Here is a 19,114-nt window from a genome sequence, read left to right as displayed (position 1 = left end):
CACCACATGTTCATCGATTACGAGATAGCGGTCATCGGCGCCGGGATTACCGGCGCCAGCATCGCGGCGAAGCTGTGCAGCGCAGGTGTGTCGGTCGCTCTGATCGACAAGGGCGCAGCCGGCAGCCTGGGGGCGAGCGCTTATTCCGGCGGTCTGGTTCGCTTGTATGACAGCGATCCGCTGCTGATGGAGCTTGCGGCGTGGTCAATCAGCCTGATGGACGACGGCATTTTCGCGACCACTTACGCCAGCGCACTGCGGCGTACCGGGGTGATCTACCGGGCCGCCACGGACCAGCTGGATAATCTGTGCCGGGCTATCGAGCAGCACGGCAGCGAACGTTACCCGATGCGCCTGCTGGCGGGCCATGAACTCGATGGCGGTCGCTATCCGCACTGCCCGGCAGTTGAGCGGGTCAACCTGTTCGAACCTCGCGCCTGCGTCGGCAATGTACGTCAGGCTGTCGCTGCGCTGTGCCACGTGGTTCGTCAGCAAGGCTTGCTGCTGGAGCATCGCGAGATCAAAGCCATCGACTGTCGTGCTGCGGACCTCGTACACATCGACATGGGGGACGCCACCTTGCGTTGTCGGGCGGTAGTGGTGGCTGCGGGTGCCTGGAGTCAGCATCTGGTGCCGCAGGCGGGGCTGGAAGCCCGTTCTATTCCCTTTGCCCGGGTACTGACTGACAGCGATTGGTCAATGTCGGTGATCGATGCGGTTACTCAGAGCTACGCTATACCGCTGACCCGCCATATCGTGCAGACCGGCTGCGGCAGCCGCGATAACAGCCTCTGGCCAGAGCATCTGGCACAGCCTGATGCGCGGCATGCCGAAGACGCCTGCAAGCGCATTGCCCGGCTGTGCGGTTCGGCAACCCACCCACGTGTGCTGGATGTGCTGCCGGGTTTCGACAGTTACAGCGCCGACGGTCGTCCGCTGCTGGGTTTCTGCGCCGAGCACAGCCCGGTTTATCTGGCCGCAGGCATGTCGGGACTGGGGTTCAAGTTTGCTCCTGGTGTTGCCGGTATCGCTTTCGAGCAACTGCGCAGTCATCTGGCAGGAAAGGACCGGCCGAGCCTCGGCTGGTCGGCATTGTCGCCACGCCGACACATGCCCGCTGCCAGCCTGGCGGGGATACAGCCATGACACCGCTCGCGTCACCTGTGCCGGGTCTGCGGGTCGGGGTCAGCGCACTGTTCGACCCCCACGACACGCCGCACGCGCGGACCTTCATGAGGGCGCTGGCCGTGGCGCGCAATTGCGTACCGGGGCTTGCGCGGGTGCAATGGCACTTTCTCGACGACGGAGCCAACGCCGTTCGCGGGGCCGAAGTGGCGCGGCAAATGATCGACTGGAAAGCCGATCTGGTCATCGGCCATTTCTCTTCGGACGCAGCCGTCAGCGCCGCCGCGCTTTATCGGCAAGCCGGTATCGCGCTGCTGACACCGGCAGCAACGATTGATTGCCTGACGCTTGAGCACCACAACGCATTCCGTTTCTGCCCCTCGGACAGGCAACTGGCGGGGGACCTGGTGAGCTGGCTGGCGAGCCGTCAATGGTGCCGCGTGCATGTTCAGGCTGATGACAGCGCTCACGGTCAGGCCTTGTGCGTTGCCATCTGCGAAGCACTGGTACGCGCGGGATTGCAGCGCGTCGAAGAGCCTGAGCACGCCGATGTCGAGGTATTTGCCGGCCGCCTCAAGCCCAGTCGCGAACACTGGCAGGCGCGACGACAGGCCGGGAGTAACCGCCCGCTGGTGCTGACTGACGACGCTGCCTCGCCGTACCTGGGCTGCGCCGAGGACCAGCGTGGCAAGACGTTCGTCATCGGTTTCGGGACTCCTGACAACCCAGGAAATGGCTGCCATGCCAGCGCGCTGCACCAAATGTTGTTCGCTGCCGAGCCACACACCTACTTTCGCGAAAGCCTGCTGATGCTTTACGTGCTGGCTGAGCTGGCCGACGGCGGTCTTCGCGTCGGGCAACTGCTGAACGCGTTGCAGCACACCACCTTCAACACACCGTTGGGCGCAGTCGGCTTTGATCGGGGCGAGCTGCGAGGCGCGATGACCTGTGTCTGGACCCCGGGCCCCACAGGACTGACCCCCGTCAGCCGATAGCCGCAAGAAAAACCAAGAACACCGCTTCACGCCAACTCTAAGGACAGGAACTTCATGGGTAACTCGACACCACACACGTTGCACTCGGACGCCGTCTGTATCGGCTTTGGTCCAGCCGGCATCGCGCTGGCCTGTGCTTTTGAAGACGCACGGGAGGCCAATGACCCGCTCGGCTCGCTGTCCATCCGCTATCTGGAAGCTGCGCAAGACAGCCACTGGCACCGCGAACTGCTGCTGGCCGGGACTGACATCAACCATCACGTATTTCGCGACCTGGTGACGCCGCGCAACCCGCGCAGCCGCTTTTCCTTCGCCATGTACCTCAAGGAACAGGGTCGGATGTTCGATTTCGGCCTGCTGGGCCGTCCCGCCAGTCGCCATGAATGGTCGGATTATCTGGCCTGGGTGTCCAGGCAAGTGGACAGCCAGACCTGCTTCAACACGCCGGTTACCGGGATTGACCCTGTGCTGCGTAACGGTCGTTTGCACGAAGTACGGGTCTGCACGCCGCAAACCTGCTTCACGACGCGCAATGTCGTGCTGTCCAGCGGCAGCGCACCGCGCATTCCACACGCGTTCGAGTCGCTGCTTGGCCCGACTCTGTTTCACACTTCGCAGTTTCTGACCCGCCTGCAAGCCTTTGGCGAACACTTGCCCAAGCGCTGGCTGGTGCTGGGCTCGGGGCAGAGCGCCAGTGAGTCAGTGCTGGAACTGGTCAGCCGCAATCCTGCCATCGAGGTGCATTCAGTGCATCGCTCTGCCGGTTTCAAGCTCACTCAACTGGGGCAGTTCCCCAACCGGGTGTTCGCCCCGGATCACGTTGATTACTTCCATAGCCTGAGCGCCGCAGCGCGGCAGCGCTTTCTCGACTGGAGCCGTTCGACCAACTACGCCGGGATCGACCCGGATGAAAGTCAGAAGCTGTTTTCGCTGATCTACGAGGACTCCATCGCCGGACGCAAGCGTCTGCAGACCCATGCCTACAGCCTGATCAGTGCCATAGAGCACAGCGCCGAGGGCTACCGGATCGAGCTGACCGATACCTTCAGCCAGCGCACCCAGGTGCTGGAAGTCGATGCCGTTGTGCTCGGCACCGGTTATCAGCAGTACCTGATACCGCCGTTATTGAGTGGTTTGCAGCCATGGCTCAAGGCCGATCTGGATGGCGGCCTGCTGATTGATCGGGATTACCGCGTCGCTATGCAGGGCGAGTGCGACGTGAATATCTGGGTCAACGGTCTTTCCGAACGCAGCCACGGAATCAGCGATAGCCAGTCGTTCTCGCTGATGGCGCTGCGCGCCGAGCGTATCGCCAATGCGCTTGAGCAGGCAGTAGCACCGGCAGCCGAACCTTTGCTGGCACAGTGGAAGTGACCCTTATGTACGACTCTCTTTGCGACATCGTTCACGATCAGACCTTCCTCAAGGTGTCTGGCCTGGGCGCAGACTTTTTCCTGAAAATGGAATCACTCAACCCGGCCGGCTCGATCAAGCTCAAAACCGCCGTAGGGCTGATCAATGACCTTCAGGCTCGGGGTTTGCTGGGCCCTGACACGATTCTGATCGAGTCTTCGTCGGGCAACCTTGGCGTGGCGCTGGCGATGATCTGCGCCGAACGGGCGATACCCTTTACCTGCGTGGTCGACCCCAACAGCTCCAGCCATAACATCCGCATGATGCGCAGCTACGGCGCCGAGGTGATTCAGGTCCAGGCCCCGGATGCCAACGGCGGGTTTCTGGGAACGCGTATAGCGCTGATCAGGGAAAAGCTCGCCAGCGACCCGCGATACGTCTGGCTCAATCAATACGAGAATGCGGCCAACCCGCGTGCTCACGCCCGGACCACGGCACGCTCGATCAGCCAGCACTTCGGTCATGTCGACTATCTGTTCGTCGGTGCCGGGACCACCGGCACGCTGATGGGCTGCGTCCAGCATTTTCAGCGGCATCACCCGAGCACCAGAATCATTGCCGTTGACAGCGTCGGTTCGGTGACCTTTGGCACTCCGGCCAGCCGTCGCTTCATACCGGGACTGGGTACCAGCCAGCATCCGCCGATCTTCAAGGCTGATGGTATTTATGCGCTGGAGATGGTTCCGGAATCCCGTACCGTCGCCATGTGTCGCATTCTGGCGCGCAGCAAAGGCTTGCTGGTTGGCGGGTCCACCGCGACGGTGATCGCCGCGGTACATGCCTGGCGCGAGCGCATCGAGCCGGGTTCGGTGGTCGTGGCATTGTCGCCAGACTGGGGCGAGCGCTATCTGGACACCCTCTACGATGACCAGTGGGTCGAGCAGCGTTTTGGCCGTGAAGTGCTGAACATGACCCTGGCGGATCTTTCCTCACCAGAGGCTGCAACATTTCCGGGAAGCGTGAAAACGCCTTCGCGAGCAAGCTCGCTCCCACAGGATGTATGTGAATCTGTTGCATGCGCGTGCGCAAGCCCTTATGGGAGCGAGCTTGCTCGCGAAACCGGTGGGTCGGTGGCGACGCCTTCGGGTGCAGGCCCGCTCCCACAGGATGTGTGTGAATCTGTTGTCTGCGCGTGCGCAAGCCCTTGTGGGAGCGAGCTTGCTCGCGAAAGCGGTGGGTCGGTGACAGCGCCTTCAGGTGCAAGCTCGCTTGCGCAGGAGCAGTGTTCAACCTTCTGGCTGGCTGCCGAGCGCCTGAAGCAGGCGGCGTTTCATGTGGTCGATGGCGAAGTGGTCGCGCGCCTGCTGGCGGCTGATCCGTTGACTTGCATCGAGGATGTGCAGGCGGCGTATCTGGCTCACGAGGCCGGGCGCACGATCAACCCTGACAGTTACTTTCTGCGTTTTCCCGAGGCACCGGCCAATCGGATCATTGCCTTGCCCGCCAGCCTGTCTGGCGAGCAGGCAGTCAGTGGCATCAAGTGGATATCCAGCTTTCCGGACAATATCGAGACGGGCCTGCAACGCGCTTCAGCCGTGCTGATCCTCAATGACCCGCTGACCGGCTATGCCTTTGCCTGCCTGGAAGCCTCACGCATCAGCGCCATGCGCACGGCAGCCTCGGCGGTGCTCGGTGCGCGCTGGATGAACCGTCATCAGCGCCACGTCGGAAGAATGGCGTTCATCGGTGCCGGTTTCATCGCCCGAACCATCCTCGACATGTTCGTCAGCGATGGCTGGACGATGGACGCAATAACCGTCTTCGATCAACACGACGACTCGGCATTGGCGTTGGTCCGGCATGCCGCCAGTCGACATCAGTTGAACAGCCAGCCCAGCGACTTGCCGACCGCCTTGCAGGCTGACGTGGTGGTGTTCGCTACCACCGCGCCGCGCCCTTATGTGCTGGAACCACTGTTTCGGCCAAGGCAACTGCTGCTGAACATTTCGTTGCGTGACCTGGGCCCGGGCGTCATTGCGCAGGCCAATAACATTCTTGATGACGTTGAGCACTGCCTCAAGGCTCAGACTTCTCCTGATCTCGCCGTGCAGCAGTATCAGGACCGATCGTTCATCACCGGGACGCTGGCACAACTGATGACCGGGCAGGTGGAACTGAGCCCGGATCGAGCCTCGATCTTCTCGCCATTCGGTCTCGGCGTACTGGACCTTGCCGTAGGCCAGCGCGTGTATCGCCAGGCAGTGGCCGAAGGCAGTGCGTTGCCGGTGCCGAAGTTCTTCTTTGAGTCGAAGCGCTGGTGATGGCCGTGCAGACGCATACCGTAGCGATTATCGGCCTGGGCTCGCGTGGTTTGAGCATTCTGGAGCAGCTGATCGGCCTGAGTCGCCATGCCGGTCGGCCGTCGCTGAATATCGAAGTGTTCGACCCGCAACCGCCCGGCAGCGGGCTGCACCATGCGCAGCAGCCGGATTACCTGATGCTCAACACCATGGCCGGCCAGTTATCCGCGTTTTCTTCCGCATTCCCGGCGTGTGCGCCGCCGGGTCCGAACTTTCTGCAATGGTGCCGCAGTCAGGATGTGCGCCTTGACGAGCGCGGCCATGTCAGCACGGACGGGCAGGGCAGAGCGGTGGCGTTTGGCGACTTTTTGCCGCGTGCATTGCTCGGGCGCTACTTGCAGGACAGCTATCGCCTGCTCCTGCAGTGCTGCCCGGCGCATGTGCAGGTGCGCTATCACGCCGAGCAGGTCATGACCTGTGGGCCGCTATTGGAAGCCCCCGGCTTCAGGTTGCACACCCGAAGTCAGGAGATGGATGTCGATGCCGTGTTCCTCACCAGCGGGCATGCCTTTGAAACCGGCGCGCAACTGGAGGTCGGCGATACGGTCGCCATCGAGGGGCTGGGACTGACCGCGATGGACACACTTGCTCACCTGACTCAAGGGCGCGGCGGGCGCTACGTGCGCGATAGCGGCTTTGCAGGCTGGCGATATCTGCCGTCCGGACGCGAGCCCAAGGTGTTCCTGTACTCGCGCACAGGGCTGCCGTTTCATGCACGGCCGCAATGGCAAGCCTCCAGCCATCCCGCATTGCCGAGGCTGTTCTTCACCGCTGCCGCCATAGCCCGTTTGCGCGAGCAAAAGGAGGGCGGGCGACTGGATTTTCGGGCCGATGTGCTGCCGCTGATCAAGGATGAAATGCGCGCCGTGTTTTATCAGGCCAGGGTCCGGCTAGATGCGCCAGCGCAGTTGGCATCGGTGCAGCGTCTGCTGAGCGAGTCAACCGCCAGACCGGCAGCGTTTGAGCGGCTGGCCGAGCTATGGGGTGAGTTTGACCCTGAGCAATGGCTGTTGACCCAACGCTGGTCGGGTGCGCAAGGCACGTATGGCCAATGGTTCGTCGACTGGATCAAACAGGATCTGGCGCTGAGTCGGCTGGGCACGGCAGGCAGTCCGATCTGCCAGGCACTGGAGGTCTGGCGAGATTACCGCGACCTGTTGCGCCTGGTCGCAGATCGCAACGGCCTGACTGAATCGTCGACCCTGGAGTTTTATGGCACATGGGTCGGGTTGAGCAACCGGCTGGTCGGCGGGCCGCAGAAAGAGCGTCATGAAGATCTGCTGGCGCTGATCGAGGCTGGCGTCGTGACGATCCTGCCGCCGATGGACGATGTGCAAAGAGGCGATTTTCGCCCCGACAGCATCATTGGCGCGCGGGTCGCCCACAGCGGTCTATCGGGTAATGGCCCGGAGCTGATCAGTGATTTGCACGAGCAAGGACTGATTCGCGCTGCGCATGCCAGGCCTGCCGACGGTATTGAAACCGATGAGTCTGCTCGTGCCATTGGCCGCGATGGCTCGGTGCAGCAGCGGCTCTGGGTTCTGGGGCCTGCCGTGGAAGGCTGCACCTTTTACAACCACTACGTGCCCACGCCTGACCCGACCTGCCACGCACTGATCGAAGCGCGCAGGGCGGTCGAGTCGTGCCTGGAGATGCTGGCGAAGCACACTTCAAGTTGCATCACATTCACGTTTAATAAAGCTGTTTAACTTATTAATTAAAAAGGAATTATTGATATGTATGAAGTCACTTTGCTGAGCGCGCTGGCGGGAGCGTTCATCGTGCTGATCATCAGTCCCGGGCCGAACTTCCTGGTGATCACCCAGCTCTCGTTCAGCCAGTCACGGCAGCAGGGCATCTGTGCCGGGCTGGGGGTCGCCTCGGGCAGCATTCTCTGGGCCCTGCTGGCAGCCACCGGGTTAGGGCTGGTGTTTCAGCAGTTGCCGTGGCTGCAGCCGGCGTTGCAATTGCTGGGCGGCGCTTACCTGACATGGCTCGGCGCCAAGAGCCTGCGCAGTGCTGGCAGCCAGCCCAAACCGAGGGACATCGGTGCGCTGGGCATCGGTAGTCTCAGCCGCGCCTATCGGTTTGGCCTGCTGACTAACCTGACCAATCCCAAGGCGTTGGCGTTCTACACCAGCGTGTTCACCACCGTGACCACGCCGGGCATGCCGATGTGGGTGCGCACTGCGGGGGTATCGATCATCGCGGTGCTGGCAATTTCCTGGTTCGTGCTGCTCGCCACGTTGTTTTCGATCCCTGCCGTGCAGGCGCGCTATCAGCGGATGAAAAAGGCCATTGATATCGTCACCGCTCTTTTCATGATCGCTTTCGGTCTGCGCCTGCTGATCGGTTTGCTGCCCGCCCACTTCTTTTACTGAAATAACCTGCAAGGGACTACGTACATGCACAGCAACGACTGGCACTACCCGACTTCAATCCGTGCAGGCGCTGGACGCGTCAATGAACTGGCCGACGCCTGCCGGAAGACCGGCATAAAACGGCCGTTACTGATTACCGACAGCTTTCTCGGCAGTACCGACATGATCGCCAGCGCCGTGGAGGATTGCCGCCGCCAATTAGGCCATTGCGGCCTGTTTGACCGGGTCAAGGGCAACCCGACCGGGACCAACGTCGCCGAGGGGCTGCAAGCCTACAGAGCCGGGGATTACGACGGCGTCATCGCGTTTGGCGGCGGCTCGGCGCTGGACGCTGCCAAAGCGGTGGCGCTGATGTCCGGCCAGACCCGCCCGTTGTGGGATTTCGAAGACATCGGTCAGAACCACCTGCGCGCCGATCCAGACGGCATTGCGCCGGTGATCGCGCTGCCGACGACGGCCGGCACCGGCTCTGAAGTGGGGCGTGCGTCGGTGATTACCGATGAGCAGGCCCAGGTCAAACGCACCATCCTGCACATTCGCATGATGCCGCGCATCGCGATTCTGGATGCCACGCTGACCCTGAACCTGCCAACGCACCTGACTGCCGCGACGGGTGCGGACGCCTTGACTCACTGCATGGAATCCTGGTGTTCACCGGCCTGGCACCCGATGGCCGAAGCGGTGTCGGTCAAGGGCATGCAGATGATCAAGGAATATTTGCCTCGGGTTGTTGCTGACGGTCAGGACCTGGAGGCGCGGCAGCAAATGCTGGTGGCTTCCAGCCTGGGTGCCGCCGCGTTTCAGCGCGGTCTGGGCGGCGTACACGCAATTGCTCAGAGCCTTGGGGCGCTCTACGACCAGCATCATGGTTTGCTGAATGCGATTCTGCTGCCCTATGTGCTGGAGGCCAATCGCTCGGCGCTGCTGAAGCAAATGGATGATCTGTCGGTTTACCTGCGTTTGCCCATGCCCGGTTTTACCGGGGTAATGGACTGGTTACTGGCGCTACGCGAGCAGATTGGCATTGCACATACGCTGGGCGAGATAGGTATCGATGATCGCGACGCCGAGCGTGTCGGACGCATGGCATTTGCCGATGGCTGCTCGCACACCAACCCGATTCGTCATTCGGCCGAGGCGTATGCGCAGATCTTCAGCCGCGCAGTGAAGGGCCTGTGAGCGATGATTGCCCTGAATGAGCCCGCCGTGCAGCGTGTCAGCGGTGTCTGGCAACGCTTCATCGATCAGCGCCGGATCGTTGGCGGGGTGCTGTTGCTGGCCGGGCAGGGGCGCCTGGTTTACGCCAGCGCACTCGGCTGGGCAGATCGCGAGCAGCAGATTCCGGTCACTCGCAGCACGCGCTTTCGTCTGGCATCACTGACCAAACTGTTGACCTCGGTGGTGGTGTTGCGGCTCTGCGAGCTAGGCATATTGGACCTGCAAGCCTCGGTAACGGACTGGCTGCCTGCCTTTCGTCCACGTCTGGCCTGCGGCCGTGAACCTGTCATCACGCTGCAGCATTTGCTGTCGCACACTTGCGGCTTGAGCTACGGTTTCGAACAAACGTCCGGTAATGCCTATGAGCGGGCAGGGGTGTCGGACGGGCTGGACTGTGTGCCGTTCGATCTACAGGAAAACCTGACCCGGTTGGCGCGTCTGCCACTGCTGTTTGAGCCGGGTAGCGCCTGGGGATACTCGTTGGGCATAGATGTGCTGGGCGCTGTGATTGAACAGGCCACCGGCATGCCGTTGTCAGAGGCTGTTGCCAAGTGGGTTACCCTGCCTTTGCGCATGGATGCGACTTCCTTCAGGCACGACCAGCAACGAACGCTGGCCAGCGCCTACAAGGACAGTGTCAACGGCCCGCAACGTATCGGCGAAAACGATGTGTTGTTGCTCGACAGCGGACAGGCGCGGCTGTCATCGGCTCGGGCTTTTGACGCAGGTGCATATGAATCTGGCGGGGCAGGCATGCTGGGCACGGCTGATGACTACCTTCGGCTGCTTGAGTGTCTGCGTCTGGGGGGCGCGCCGTTATTGAGCGCCGTCAGTACCGAGCGCTTGCTGAATAATGCGATTGGAAGCATAACCATTGCCAGTCGGGGGCCTGGCTGGAAGTTCGGCCTGGGGCCGATGATCCTTGCCGATCCCGCTGCGGTGCGGGGGCAGCAACAGGGTGTCGGGACCTGGTCGTGGTGCGGCTTGTATGGCAGTCATTACTGGGTTGATCCGGTTTCTGCGCTCAGCATGGTCGTCCTGACCAACACGGCTGTTGCGGGCGCGTGGGGTGAGTTTGCCGATACGCTTGTCGATGCGGTCTACGCGAGGCCCGAGGTCACGCCCGGGCAAACTGCTTGCGATAGCTGCTCGGGCTGATGCCCACCAGATTGCGGAAGTGTCGGCGAAAAGACTCTTCGGAGCCGAAACCGGCGCGGTCCACCACTTCGTTGAGACGCAGCTTCGAGGACTCCAGCAATTCCTTGGCGTAGGCAATGCGCTCGCCGAGCAGCCAGTCGTAAGGCGTAAGGCCGGTACTTTCCATAAAGCTGCGGTGCAAGGTGCGGGTACTGAGCGCCGCCCTTGAGGCCATTTCCTTGATGGTGTGAGGGCGCTGCAGATCGCTGCGGATCCAGTCCATCAGGTTGGAAATCGGCCCGTCGCTGGCCGACACCAGTTGCCGGGACGCATATTGCGATTGCCCGCCTTCGCGATGAGGCGGGATGACCATGCGCTGCGCCACCATGTTGGCAACGCGCGAGCCGTGATCGTTGCGCACCAGGTGCAGCATCATGTCCAGCCCCGCGGCCGAGCCCGCAGCTGTCACGATAGTGCCTTGGTCCACATACAGTTCGTTGGGTTGAATGGTCAGGCCCGGATACATGGTTGCCAGCAGGTCGGTGTAGCGCCAGTGGGTGGTGACCTTGTGCCCGTCGAGCAAACCGGCCGCGGCCAGAACGAAAGCGCCTGTACAGATCGAGCAGATCCGCGCGCCGCGTGCATGAGCAGCCTGGAGCTGTTCGATGAGCCGCTGCGGAACTGCGGACTCCACTCCGCGCCAGCCTGGCACGATGATTGTATCGGCATTCTCCAGCAGCACTTCGCCAGGCGTTGGCACGATGGTAATGCCCCCGGCGGCGGTGATCGGCCCATCGTCGACCGGGAAGGTCGCGAATTCGTACCAGTTGACCCCCAGTTCAGGTCTTTTCAGCGCAAATACTTCGACCGTGCAGCCAAATTCGAAGGTGCACAACTGGTTGTAGATGAGTGCGACAACGAGATGATTTTTCATGGCGCGATGTTACCGGATATTGGCATTTCAGCCAGTAGTTTGGCGTGATGCTACTGGGTAATCTGCACCCTGTCACCGCTTGAAACTGCTTAAACCTTAATATGATGCAAGTGGTCTGCCATGCAGGCCCTGGAGCCAACTCGTGCCACTCAATATCGGTATCTACGTTTATGACGACGTCGAGGTTCTCGACTTCGCTGGCCCCTACGAAGTGTTCACCACCGCAACACGCATGCACGCTCGCAACAGCCGCGATGACCGGCAGTTGTTCAATGTGTTCACCATCGGGCGCAGCACCGCACCAGTGCGTGCCCGCGCCGGGCTCAAGGTCGATCCGGACTTTTCGATCAACGACCATCCGGCCATCGACTGCCTGATCGTCCCGGGCGGGGTCGTGACCGCCGAACTGGAAAAACCCGACGTGATCCACTGGATCAGCGATCAGTCGGAACCCGGTCGCGTAGTGGCTGCCGTGTGCACCGGTGCCTTTCTGCTGGCCAGGACCGGCAAGCTGGCAGGCAAGCAAGTAACCACGCACTGGGAAGACATTGACGACCTCAAGGAAATGTTCCCTTCGGTAGACGTGCTCAGCACCCTGCGCTGGGTCGACGAGGGCTCATTTGTGACATCGGCAGGTATCTCCGCCGGTATCGACATGAGCCTTCACTTGGTAGAGCGCCTGCACAGTCGTGAATTGGCCGAACGCACGGCGCTGCAAATGGATTTCGACTGGACCGAGAACGACTGAGCCACTCAGTTCCCCTGCGGATACCCCTGAAGACGCCGTGCACCCGAAATGTGCATAGCCACGCCTTCAACCTGATAGCCAGCGTTCGCTTTACCCCCGCTTGAGACATTTATTCGAACGGCCGATATCCCGGCCAGTTCGGTGTTTCAGCGGGGGTTTCCTGTATTCCCGAGCCTTCGGCTCAGCGGCAGGGCCGCACCCACCTTTGCAAAACCAGAGTGCAGGACACATGAAAACCCATTTCTTCAAAGTCGTTCAAACCGTTGCCCAGCACGGTTCGTTCTCGGAGGCCGCAGCCATTCTGGGCTGCAGCCAGTCGAACATCAGCTATGCCATCAAGGAAGTCGAAGATTTTTTTGAAAAACGCCTGTTCATTCGCAGCCGTACGGGCTGCACCCTCACCCCTGAAGGCAAGGTCATCAACCAGACCCTCGGAAACATCATGGCCACACTCGAACAACTAAAAAAAATGGGGTCAGCGGCAGCGTAACCATTCATTACCACTCGCATATCCTCGAGACCAGCCTGAGCGCCTCGCTGGACTTTCTCGCCCATCACTACCCCGATATTCACTTGAACGTGCTGCACCGCTCCGAACAACACCCCTCGCTGGACGCGTTGATAAAGGAAGTAGCCGACATCCTCATCCTGCCCGGTACTGTCCTGAATGAGCATTATCTCGAGCATCATTGCTGGTCGGACCATTACGTGCTGGTGGCGGCGCGCAGCAAACAGGCAACGCCGCAAAGCTTCGCCGAGCTTTCGCAGGTGTCACGTTACGTGGCCTGGCGGCATCCCGGGGTCGAGCGTTTGCACCAGCAACTGGCATCGGCGCAGGTGCGGCTCAGTCAACGCGGCGAACTGACCTGTCTGGACACACTTCTGGATCTGGTCGCCAAGCGCCATTGCATTTCGATTCTGCCCAGGGCGTTGCTGAACGGGCGCTTCCGTGAGCTGGAGTCGATCCCGCTGCCGCTGACCGTGATGCGGCACATCAGTGTGGTGGCGCGGCCGGCCTCGCTGCTTTCCAATGCCGCCAATGCGGTGATTCAGGCACTGAAAAAGCCTCCTGTTGCCATCCCTCAACCTTATTGATGCCGCAAAACTTCGTCATAGCACGGTCGGTGAACGTTAGACCGCGACATGAATGCAACGAATCGGGCCCGGTGGGCTCATATCCGTAAGCAATACATTCAGGACGCTCCGCTTGCGGAGCGTCTCAGGTCGCCGATTCGAGAGGAAGACTGGACGCTATGACGATACCGGACAAGCAGTACGTGGACTGGCTGGTCGAGCAATCGATGCTTAATGCCGCAAGACAGCGCGCCAAGACCTATTCGGGGCAGGGCAGGCTCTGGCAGCGTCCTTTCGCCCTTGCACGTCCCAGAGATGCATCCGCTATTGCGTCAGTCTGGTTCACCGCCTATCCGGCTTCTATCGTCACTCGCGAAGGCGGCTCGGTGCTGGAAGCGCTGGGTGATGAAACCCTCTGGCACGCGCTGTCGGAGATCGGCATTCAAGGCATTCACAACGGCCCGCTGAAGCTGTCCGGCGGGTTGAAAGGCCGCGAGCGGACCCCGAGTATCGATGGCAACTTCGACCGCATCAGTTTCGGCATCGACCCGGATCTGGGCACCGAGGCACAACTGTTGAGCCTGACGCGCATCGCCGCAGCGCACAACGCTGTGATCATCGATGACATCATCCCGTCGCACACGGGTAAGGGCGCAGACTTCCGTCTTGCCGAGCTGGCGTACGAGGATTACCCTGGCCTGTTTCACATGGTCGAGATCCGTGAGGAAGACTGGCCGCTGTTGCCTGAAGTGCCGACCGGGCGCGACGCCGTCAATCTGATGCCCGATGTGGTCGATCAGTTACGCGACAAGCATTACATCGTCGGCCAGTTGCAACGGGTGATCTTCTTCGAGCCCGGCGTCAAGGAAACCGACTGGAGCGCCACCGACGTGGTGCATGGCGTCGATGGCAAGGCCCGCCGCTGGGTCTACCTGCATTATTTCAAGGACGGTCAGCCTTCATTGAACTGGCTGGACCCAAGTTTTGCCGCGCAACAGATGATCATTGGTGATGCACTGCATGCCATTGATGTAATGGGCGCGCGGGTACTGCGTCTGGACGCCAACGGCTTCCTTGGCGTGGAGCGTCGCGCCGAAGGCACTGCCTGGTCGGAAAGCCATCCGCTGTCGATCACCGGCAACCAGCTACTCGCCGGTGCGATCCGCAAGGCGGGCGGTTTCAGCTTCCAGGAACTGAACCTGACCATCGATGACATCGCGTCCATGGGGCAGGGCGGCGCTGACCTGTCCTACGACTTCATCACACGACCGGCCTATCAGCATGCACTGTTGACCGGCACCACCGAGTTCCTGCGCTTGATGCTGCGTCAGGTGCATGCGTACGGCATCGATCCGGCATCGCTGATCCATGCCTTGCAGAACCACGATGAGCTGACTCTGGAGCTGGTGCATTTCTGGACGCTGCACGCCCACGACACCTTCCATTACCAGGGGCAGACGTTCCCGGGCAATATCCTGCGCGAGCACATCCGTGAAGAGATGTACGAGAAGTTGTCCGGTGAACACGCGCCGTACAACCTCAAGTTCGTCACCAATGGTGTCTCCTGCACGACGGCCAGCATCATCACCGCGGCGCTGGGCATTCGTGATCTCAGCACGATCAGCGATGCAGACATTCAGCAGATCCAGCACATCCACCTGCTGCTGGTGATGTACAACGCCATGCAGCCGGGCGTGTTTGCCTTGTCGGGCTGGGACCTGGTCGGCGCCTTGACGCTGCCGGCCGAGCAGGTCGACCACCTGATGCAGGACGGTGATACTCGCTGGATTCATCGGGGTGCCTACGATCTGGTGGATCTGGACCCGGAAGCTGAATTTTCTGCTGGTGACATGCCGCGTCCGAAGACGCTGTATGGCAGCCTGGTCAGTCAGCTCCAGCGACCTGATTCGTTTGCCTCGCAGCTCAAGAAAATTCTTGCTGTGCGCCGCGCCTACGACATTGCAGCAAGCCGCCAGATTCTGATTCCCGACGTCGAGCATCCAGGGCTGTTGGTCATGGTGCACGAGTTGCCTGCCGGCAAGGGCACGCAGATCACCGCGCTCAACTTCAGCTCAGAGACTATTGTCGAAACGCTGCACCTGCCTGGCATCGCGCCGGGTCCGGTGGTCGATATCATCAACGAGCGGGTCGAGGGCGATCTGACCGATCAGGGCGAGTTCACCATCACGCTGGATGCCTACGAAGGGCTTGCCCTGCGTGTGGTGAGCACCTTGCCGATCTAGGCGCCCCCTGGCTGCTGTTTCTTCAGACGATAGGCAAACTGGGCGCGACTCAGGCCCAGTAAACGCGAGGCGGCCGCCAGGTTGCCTTCGCTCTCGTTCAGCGCTTCGTGGATCAGGCGCTGTTCGAGGTCGTCGATGGAGAATGCCTGGCCTGACTGCCCTAGGGTGTCCAGCAGTCTGGCAGTCGAGGCCTGCCGGGTTTCTGAAACAGAGGTCTGCCGCAACGTGCCCTCGGGGTTCAACGAGTAGGAGTCCTCCGGTAACGACTCGTTGCGGAAGATATGCACCAGATCAATCGCCTGGCCCTCGTCGCTGGCAATCAGCCCACGCTCGATCAGGTTCTGCAGCTCGCGCACATTCCCGGCGAAGTCATAACGCAGCAACGTCTTCAATGCTCGCATGGTCAAGCCGGCCGGCGTCCTGCCGTACTCCTGACAGAATCTTTTGAGAAAGGCGTTGATCAGCAACGGAATGTCATCACGGCGTTCGCGTAACGGGGGCAGGGTGATCGGGTAAACATTCAGGCGGTAGAACAGGTCCTCGCGGAACTCGCCATCTGCCACCGCCTTGCGCAAGTCGACGTTGGTCGCCGCCACCACCCGAACATTGACCTTGATGCCGTGGCCGCCCCCGACGCGTTCGATCTCCCGCTCCTGCAGGGCACGCAGCAGCTTGCTTTGCCCGGCCAGGCTCAGGGAGGTAATTTCATCCAGAAACAGCGTGCCGCCATTGGCGCGCTCGAAACGCCCGGGCCTTGAGTGCGTCGCCCCGGTGTATGCCCCACGCTCGACACCGAACAGCTCGGCTTCGATCAGGTTGTCGGGAATGGCTGCGCAGTTGAGCGCCACGAACGGGCCTTCGCGGTTGCGGCTGAGCTGGTGCAACTGGCGGGCGAACATTTCCTTGCCGACGCCCGATTCACCGCTGATCAATACCGTTGCCGGGGTCATTGCCACACGCTGCAGTGCCTGGGTGGCGGCGTTGAATGCGGCGCTGGCACCAATCAGCGGCTGCTCGGTACCGGTGGGCGGGCTTGCGTCATGGTTCGCTTTTGCCAGTGGAGGAGTTTGTTCAGGGGCAGTTGGTTTGACCACGCTCAGGTAGCCCAGGTCGCGTTCGACGTCGCCCCATTGTTCCGCGGTCTTGCCAACGACCCGGCAGTTCGCGTGGCCCATGCCGCGGCACTCCACTTCGCGGAAGACCACCATCTGCCCGAACAGGCCGCTGACAAAACCGGTGGCGTAGCCGATTTCGGTCCAGCACACCGAATCCTGCCCGATGCCATATGCCGCAACATGCTCGTCGGCTTCGCAGGAGTGGTGCCAGAGAAACTCCCCTTCGTAGAACCCGGACTCGGCGTCGAACTTGAAGTGCAACGGCTCGACCTTGGTCATGCCTTCCAGCGTGTGCAAGTGCGTACCGGCACGAAACGCCGATGTAGCATCAGCCAGTGGCCAGCGTTCGCGAATCAGCCGGGCGTCGCGCGCGCCAGACAGATAACCGGCGCGGGTGAACATTCCGCGCGCCTGCTCCTGCCCCAGACGCTCGATGATCTCGCGGCGCAAGGTGCCGAATGATGAGGTGTGCAGCAGCAACATGCGCTGATCGTTGAGCCAGATGCGCCCATCGTCAGGCGAGAAGAACAGGCAACCGGTCAATTCCTCGGCGGTGGGCGAGCCACTGGCGTCTGGCTGACTACTGTCGCCGCGAGGCAGGAAGTGCTCAGTGGAGACGCTGTGGTCGTGAAGCTCGCAGTGAGGAATTCTCATTCTTGTACCTCGGCCCGGCATTGGTCTAAATGATCAAATCATGACTCGATTAATAAACATAACTTCATCAAATGAACAAGCTCGGCCGCGTAGGATTTCCGGTCCTTGATGTTTGCTCCGTTAATGAGGTTGCCGAAAAGCCTTGTCCCAGAGCGGTTTAGCGACTATATGACAACCTGATTGCAATCCCGGCACAGGCTTTGCTCAGGCCTGTTTACGGCGCGTGCTGTCCATTGGAGTGGAGCAGGCGATTACAACCATAAAAGCCGGAGTCTGAATATGTCAGCGTCTGATGGCACCCCCCTGTTGCACCGCGCGATTGAAGCCGAATGTGTATTCAATGGCGACTGGATTCCTTCCTCATCCCCGTTATTGCCTGTCATCGAGCCTGCGACCGGCGAGCTGTTGATGAACACTGCCATGGCTGACGCGGCGGATATCGCCGTTGCCTGTCGGGAAGCTGCGCTTGCCCAGCCTGCCTGGGCGGCGCTGGGACCTCGTGAAAAGGCTGAAATATTTCTCCTGGCCGCTGATCACGCGGTCTGCGCGTTCGATGAACTGGCTTTGTATGTGGCCCGCGAAAGCGGCGGCAGTCTGCACAAGGGCCAGCACGAAGTGAATGAGGCCATTGTGTTGCTGCGCCAGGCCGCGGGTATGCTTTCGCAGGCCCATGGTCACGGTCTGATGCTGCCCAGCGCTGCCGGTCGCCTGTCTTACGCACGACGCGTCGCGCACGGTGTGGTGGGGGTGATTTCGCCGTTCAATTTTCCATTGGTGCTGTCCATGCGCTCGGTCGCTCCGGCGCTTGCGGCTGGCAATGCCGTGGTGCTCAAGCCTGACCCGCAGACGCCGATCAGTGGCGGTTTTCTGATTGCCAGGCTGTTCGAGGAAGCCGGGCTGCCCAAAGGGCTGTTGCATGTATTGCCGGGGGCGGCGGATGCAGGTGAAGCGCTGTGCCGCGACACCAACGTACAGATGATCACGTTTACCGGTTCAACTGCGGCCGGACGCAAGGTTGCCGAGGCTGCCGGACGCAACCTGAAGAAAGTGTCGCTGGAATTGGGAGGCAAAAACCCGCTGGTCATTCTCGAAGACGCCGACCTTGATCTGGCTGCCAGCAATGCAGCGTTCGGAGCCTGGCTTCATCAGGGGCAGATCTGCATGGCCACCGGCCTGATTCTGGTTCACGAATCGATTGTCGCCGACCTTACCCGCAAGCTGGCAGACAAGGCGCGGGCGTTGACGGTCGGTAATGCGGCACGCGGTGAAGCTGCGTTGGGGCCGCTGATCAATAAACGCCAGTTGCAGCACGTACACCAGGTGGTCAGCGACAGCCTGCAAGCCGGTGCGCAACTGGAAACCGGTGGCGAATACGAGGGCTTGTTCTATCGCCCTACAGTGCTCAGCGGCGTGAAGCCCGGTATGCGTGCCTTCGAGGAGGAGATTTTCGGCCCGGTGGCGGTTGTAGTCAGCTTCTCCACCGATGAGCAAGCCATCGAACTGGCCAATCGTTCTGAATATGGTCTGGCCGCTGCCGTTATTTCCCCGAATGTGGGCCGCGCCACGGCGATTGGCGACCGACTGCGGTGCGGCATGCTGCACATCAATGACCAGACCGTGGCCGATGAGTGCATCAACTCGTTCGGCGGGCGCGGAGCGTCGGGCAACGGCTGCAGCGCAGGCAGCCCTTCAGACTGGGAGGAGTACAGCCAGTGGCAGTGGGTGACGGTGAAGAATCAGGCGCCGACCTATCCATTCTGAGTGTGCCCGGGCTTCT

General features: G+C 61.2%; 15 protein-coding genes. 13 read left to right on the top strand and 2 right to left on the bottom strand.

All coding sequences use genetic code 11. The annotated features are described in order from the left end of the window. Positions 1–6: 6 nt before the first annotated feature. Genes KP808_RS13435 through KP808_RS13400 form a run of 8 tightly spaced genes read left to right on the top strand, consistent with a single transcriptional unit; the run spans position 7 to position 10,590 of the window. Positions 7–1,146, top strand: a complete 1,140-nt coding sequence (locus KP808_RS13435) for an NAD(P)/FAD-dependent oxidoreductase (protein ID WP_230016268.1) — start codon at positions 7–9, stop codon at positions 1,144–1,146. Next, positions 1,143–2,120 carry an ABC transporter substrate-binding protein gene (locus KP808_RS13430; protein WP_230016267.1) on the top strand — a complete coding sequence of 326 codons (978 nt, stop codon included), beginning with the start codon at positions 1,143–1,145 and terminating at the stop codon, positions 2,118–2,120. Before KP808_RS13435 ends, KP808_RS13430 begins: the two co-directional genes overlap by 4 nt. Before the next feature lie 54 nt (positions 2,121–2,174). Beyond that, positions 2,175–3,494, top strand: coding sequence for a lysine N(6)-hydroxylase/L-ornithine N(5)-oxygenase family protein (locus tag KP808_RS13425; protein WP_230016266.1), 1,320 nt, complete (start codon positions 2,175–2,177; stop codon positions 3,492–3,494). A 5-nt stretch (positions 3,495–3,499) separates the two neighbouring features. Beyond that, complete coding sequence (sbnB, locus tag KP808_RS13420; protein WP_230016265.1) at positions 3,500–5,794, top strand: 2,3-diaminopropionate biosynthesis protein SbnB; 2,295 nt, start codon at positions 3,500–3,502, stop codon at positions 5,792–5,794. Next, positions 5,794–7,542 carry an FAD/NAD(P)-binding protein gene (locus tag KP808_RS13415; RefSeq protein WP_230016264.1) on the top strand — a complete coding sequence of 583 codons (1,749 nt, stop codon included), beginning with the start codon at positions 5,794–5,796 and terminating at the stop codon, positions 7,540–7,542. Before sbnB ends, KP808_RS13415 begins: the two co-directional genes overlap by 1 nt. A 27-nt stretch (positions 7,543–7,569) precedes the next feature. Then, positions 7,570–8,214: a LysE family transporter gene (locus KP808_RS13410; protein WP_230016263.1), complete on the top strand. Its 645-nt coding sequence runs from the start codon at positions 7,570–7,572 to the stop codon at positions 8,212–8,214. Between the two features lie 24 nt (positions 8,215–8,238). Next, positions 8,239–9,393 (top strand): iron-containing alcohol dehydrogenase, encoded by a 1,155-nt coding sequence (locus tag KP808_RS13405; RefSeq protein WP_230016262.1) that lies wholly within the window; start codon positions 8,239–8,241, stop codon positions 9,391–9,393. Between the two features lie 3 nt (positions 9,394–9,396). Next, positions 9,397–10,590 carry a serine hydrolase domain-containing protein gene (locus tag KP808_RS13400; protein ID WP_122259963.1) on the top strand — a complete coding sequence of 398 codons (1,194 nt, stop codon included), beginning with the start codon at positions 9,397–9,399 and terminating at the stop codon, positions 10,588–10,590. Here the strand turns inward: KP808_RS13400 and ftrA are convergent. Continuing rightward, positions 10,550–11,503, bottom strand: coding sequence for a transcriptional regulator FtrA (ftrA, locus tag KP808_RS13395; RefSeq protein WP_002553443.1), 954 nt, complete (start codon positions 11,501–11,503; stop codon positions 10,550–10,552). The genes KP808_RS13400 and ftrA overlap by 41 nt on opposite strands. Before the next feature lie 142 nt (positions 11,504–11,645). On the opposite strand from ftrA, the gene KP808_RS13390 reads away from it, so the two are divergent. The 4 genes from KP808_RS13390 to treS all read left to right on the top strand — a co-directional run bounded on the left by KP808_RS13390 (position 11,646) and on the right by treS (position 15,568). Continuing rightward, positions 11,646–12,251 (top strand): DJ-1/PfpI family protein, encoded by a 606-nt coding sequence (locus KP808_RS13390; protein ID WP_005734627.1) that lies wholly within the window; start codon positions 11,646–11,648, stop codon positions 12,249–12,251. A 229-nt stretch (positions 12,252–12,480) separates the two neighbouring features. Beyond that, complete coding sequence (locus tag KP808_RS13385; protein ID WP_002553444.1) at positions 12,481–12,741, top strand: helix-turn-helix domain-containing protein; 261 nt, start codon at positions 12,481–12,483, stop codon at positions 12,739–12,741. A 35-nt stretch (positions 12,742–12,776) separates the two neighbouring features. Beyond that, positions 12,777–13,346: a LysR substrate-binding domain-containing protein gene (locus tag KP808_RS13380; RefSeq protein ID WP_230018864.1), complete on the top strand. Its 570-nt coding sequence runs from the start codon at positions 12,777–12,779 to the stop codon at positions 13,344–13,346. A gap of 158 nt (positions 13,347–13,504) precedes the next feature. Then, on the top strand, positions 13,505–15,568 hold the full coding sequence (gene treS, locus KP808_RS13375) for a maltose alpha-D-glucosyltransferase (RefSeq protein ID WP_122259962.1): 2,064 nt from the start codon (positions 13,505–13,507) through the stop codon (positions 15,566–15,568). On the opposite strand, the gene KP808_RS13370 is transcribed toward treS, so the two are convergent. Then, on the bottom strand, positions 15,565–17,337 hold the full coding sequence (locus KP808_RS13370; RefSeq protein ID WP_230016261.1) for a sigma-54-dependent Fis family transcriptional regulator: 1,773 nt from the start codon (positions 17,335–17,337) through the stop codon (positions 15,565–15,567). The genes treS and KP808_RS13370 overlap by 4 nt on opposite strands. Positions 17,338–17,616: 279 nt before the next feature. Here KP808_RS13370 and KP808_RS13365 point away from each other — a divergent pair, with 279 nt between their 5' ends. Next, positions 17,617–19,098 carry a benzaldehyde dehydrogenase gene (locus KP808_RS13365; RefSeq protein ID WP_122259960.1) on the top strand — a complete coding sequence of 494 codons (1,482 nt, stop codon included), beginning with the start codon at positions 17,617–17,619 and terminating at the stop codon, positions 19,096–19,098. The last annotated feature ends 16 nt before the right edge of the window (positions 19,099–19,114 follow it).

The organism is Pseudomonas savastanoi (assembly GCF_020917325.1).
Classification (GTDB): Bacteria; Pseudomonadota; Gammaproteobacteria; order Pseudomonadales; family Pseudomonadaceae; genus Aquipseudomonas; species Aquipseudomonas amygdali.
This window is presented reverse-complemented; position numbering and strand designations above follow the sequence as displayed.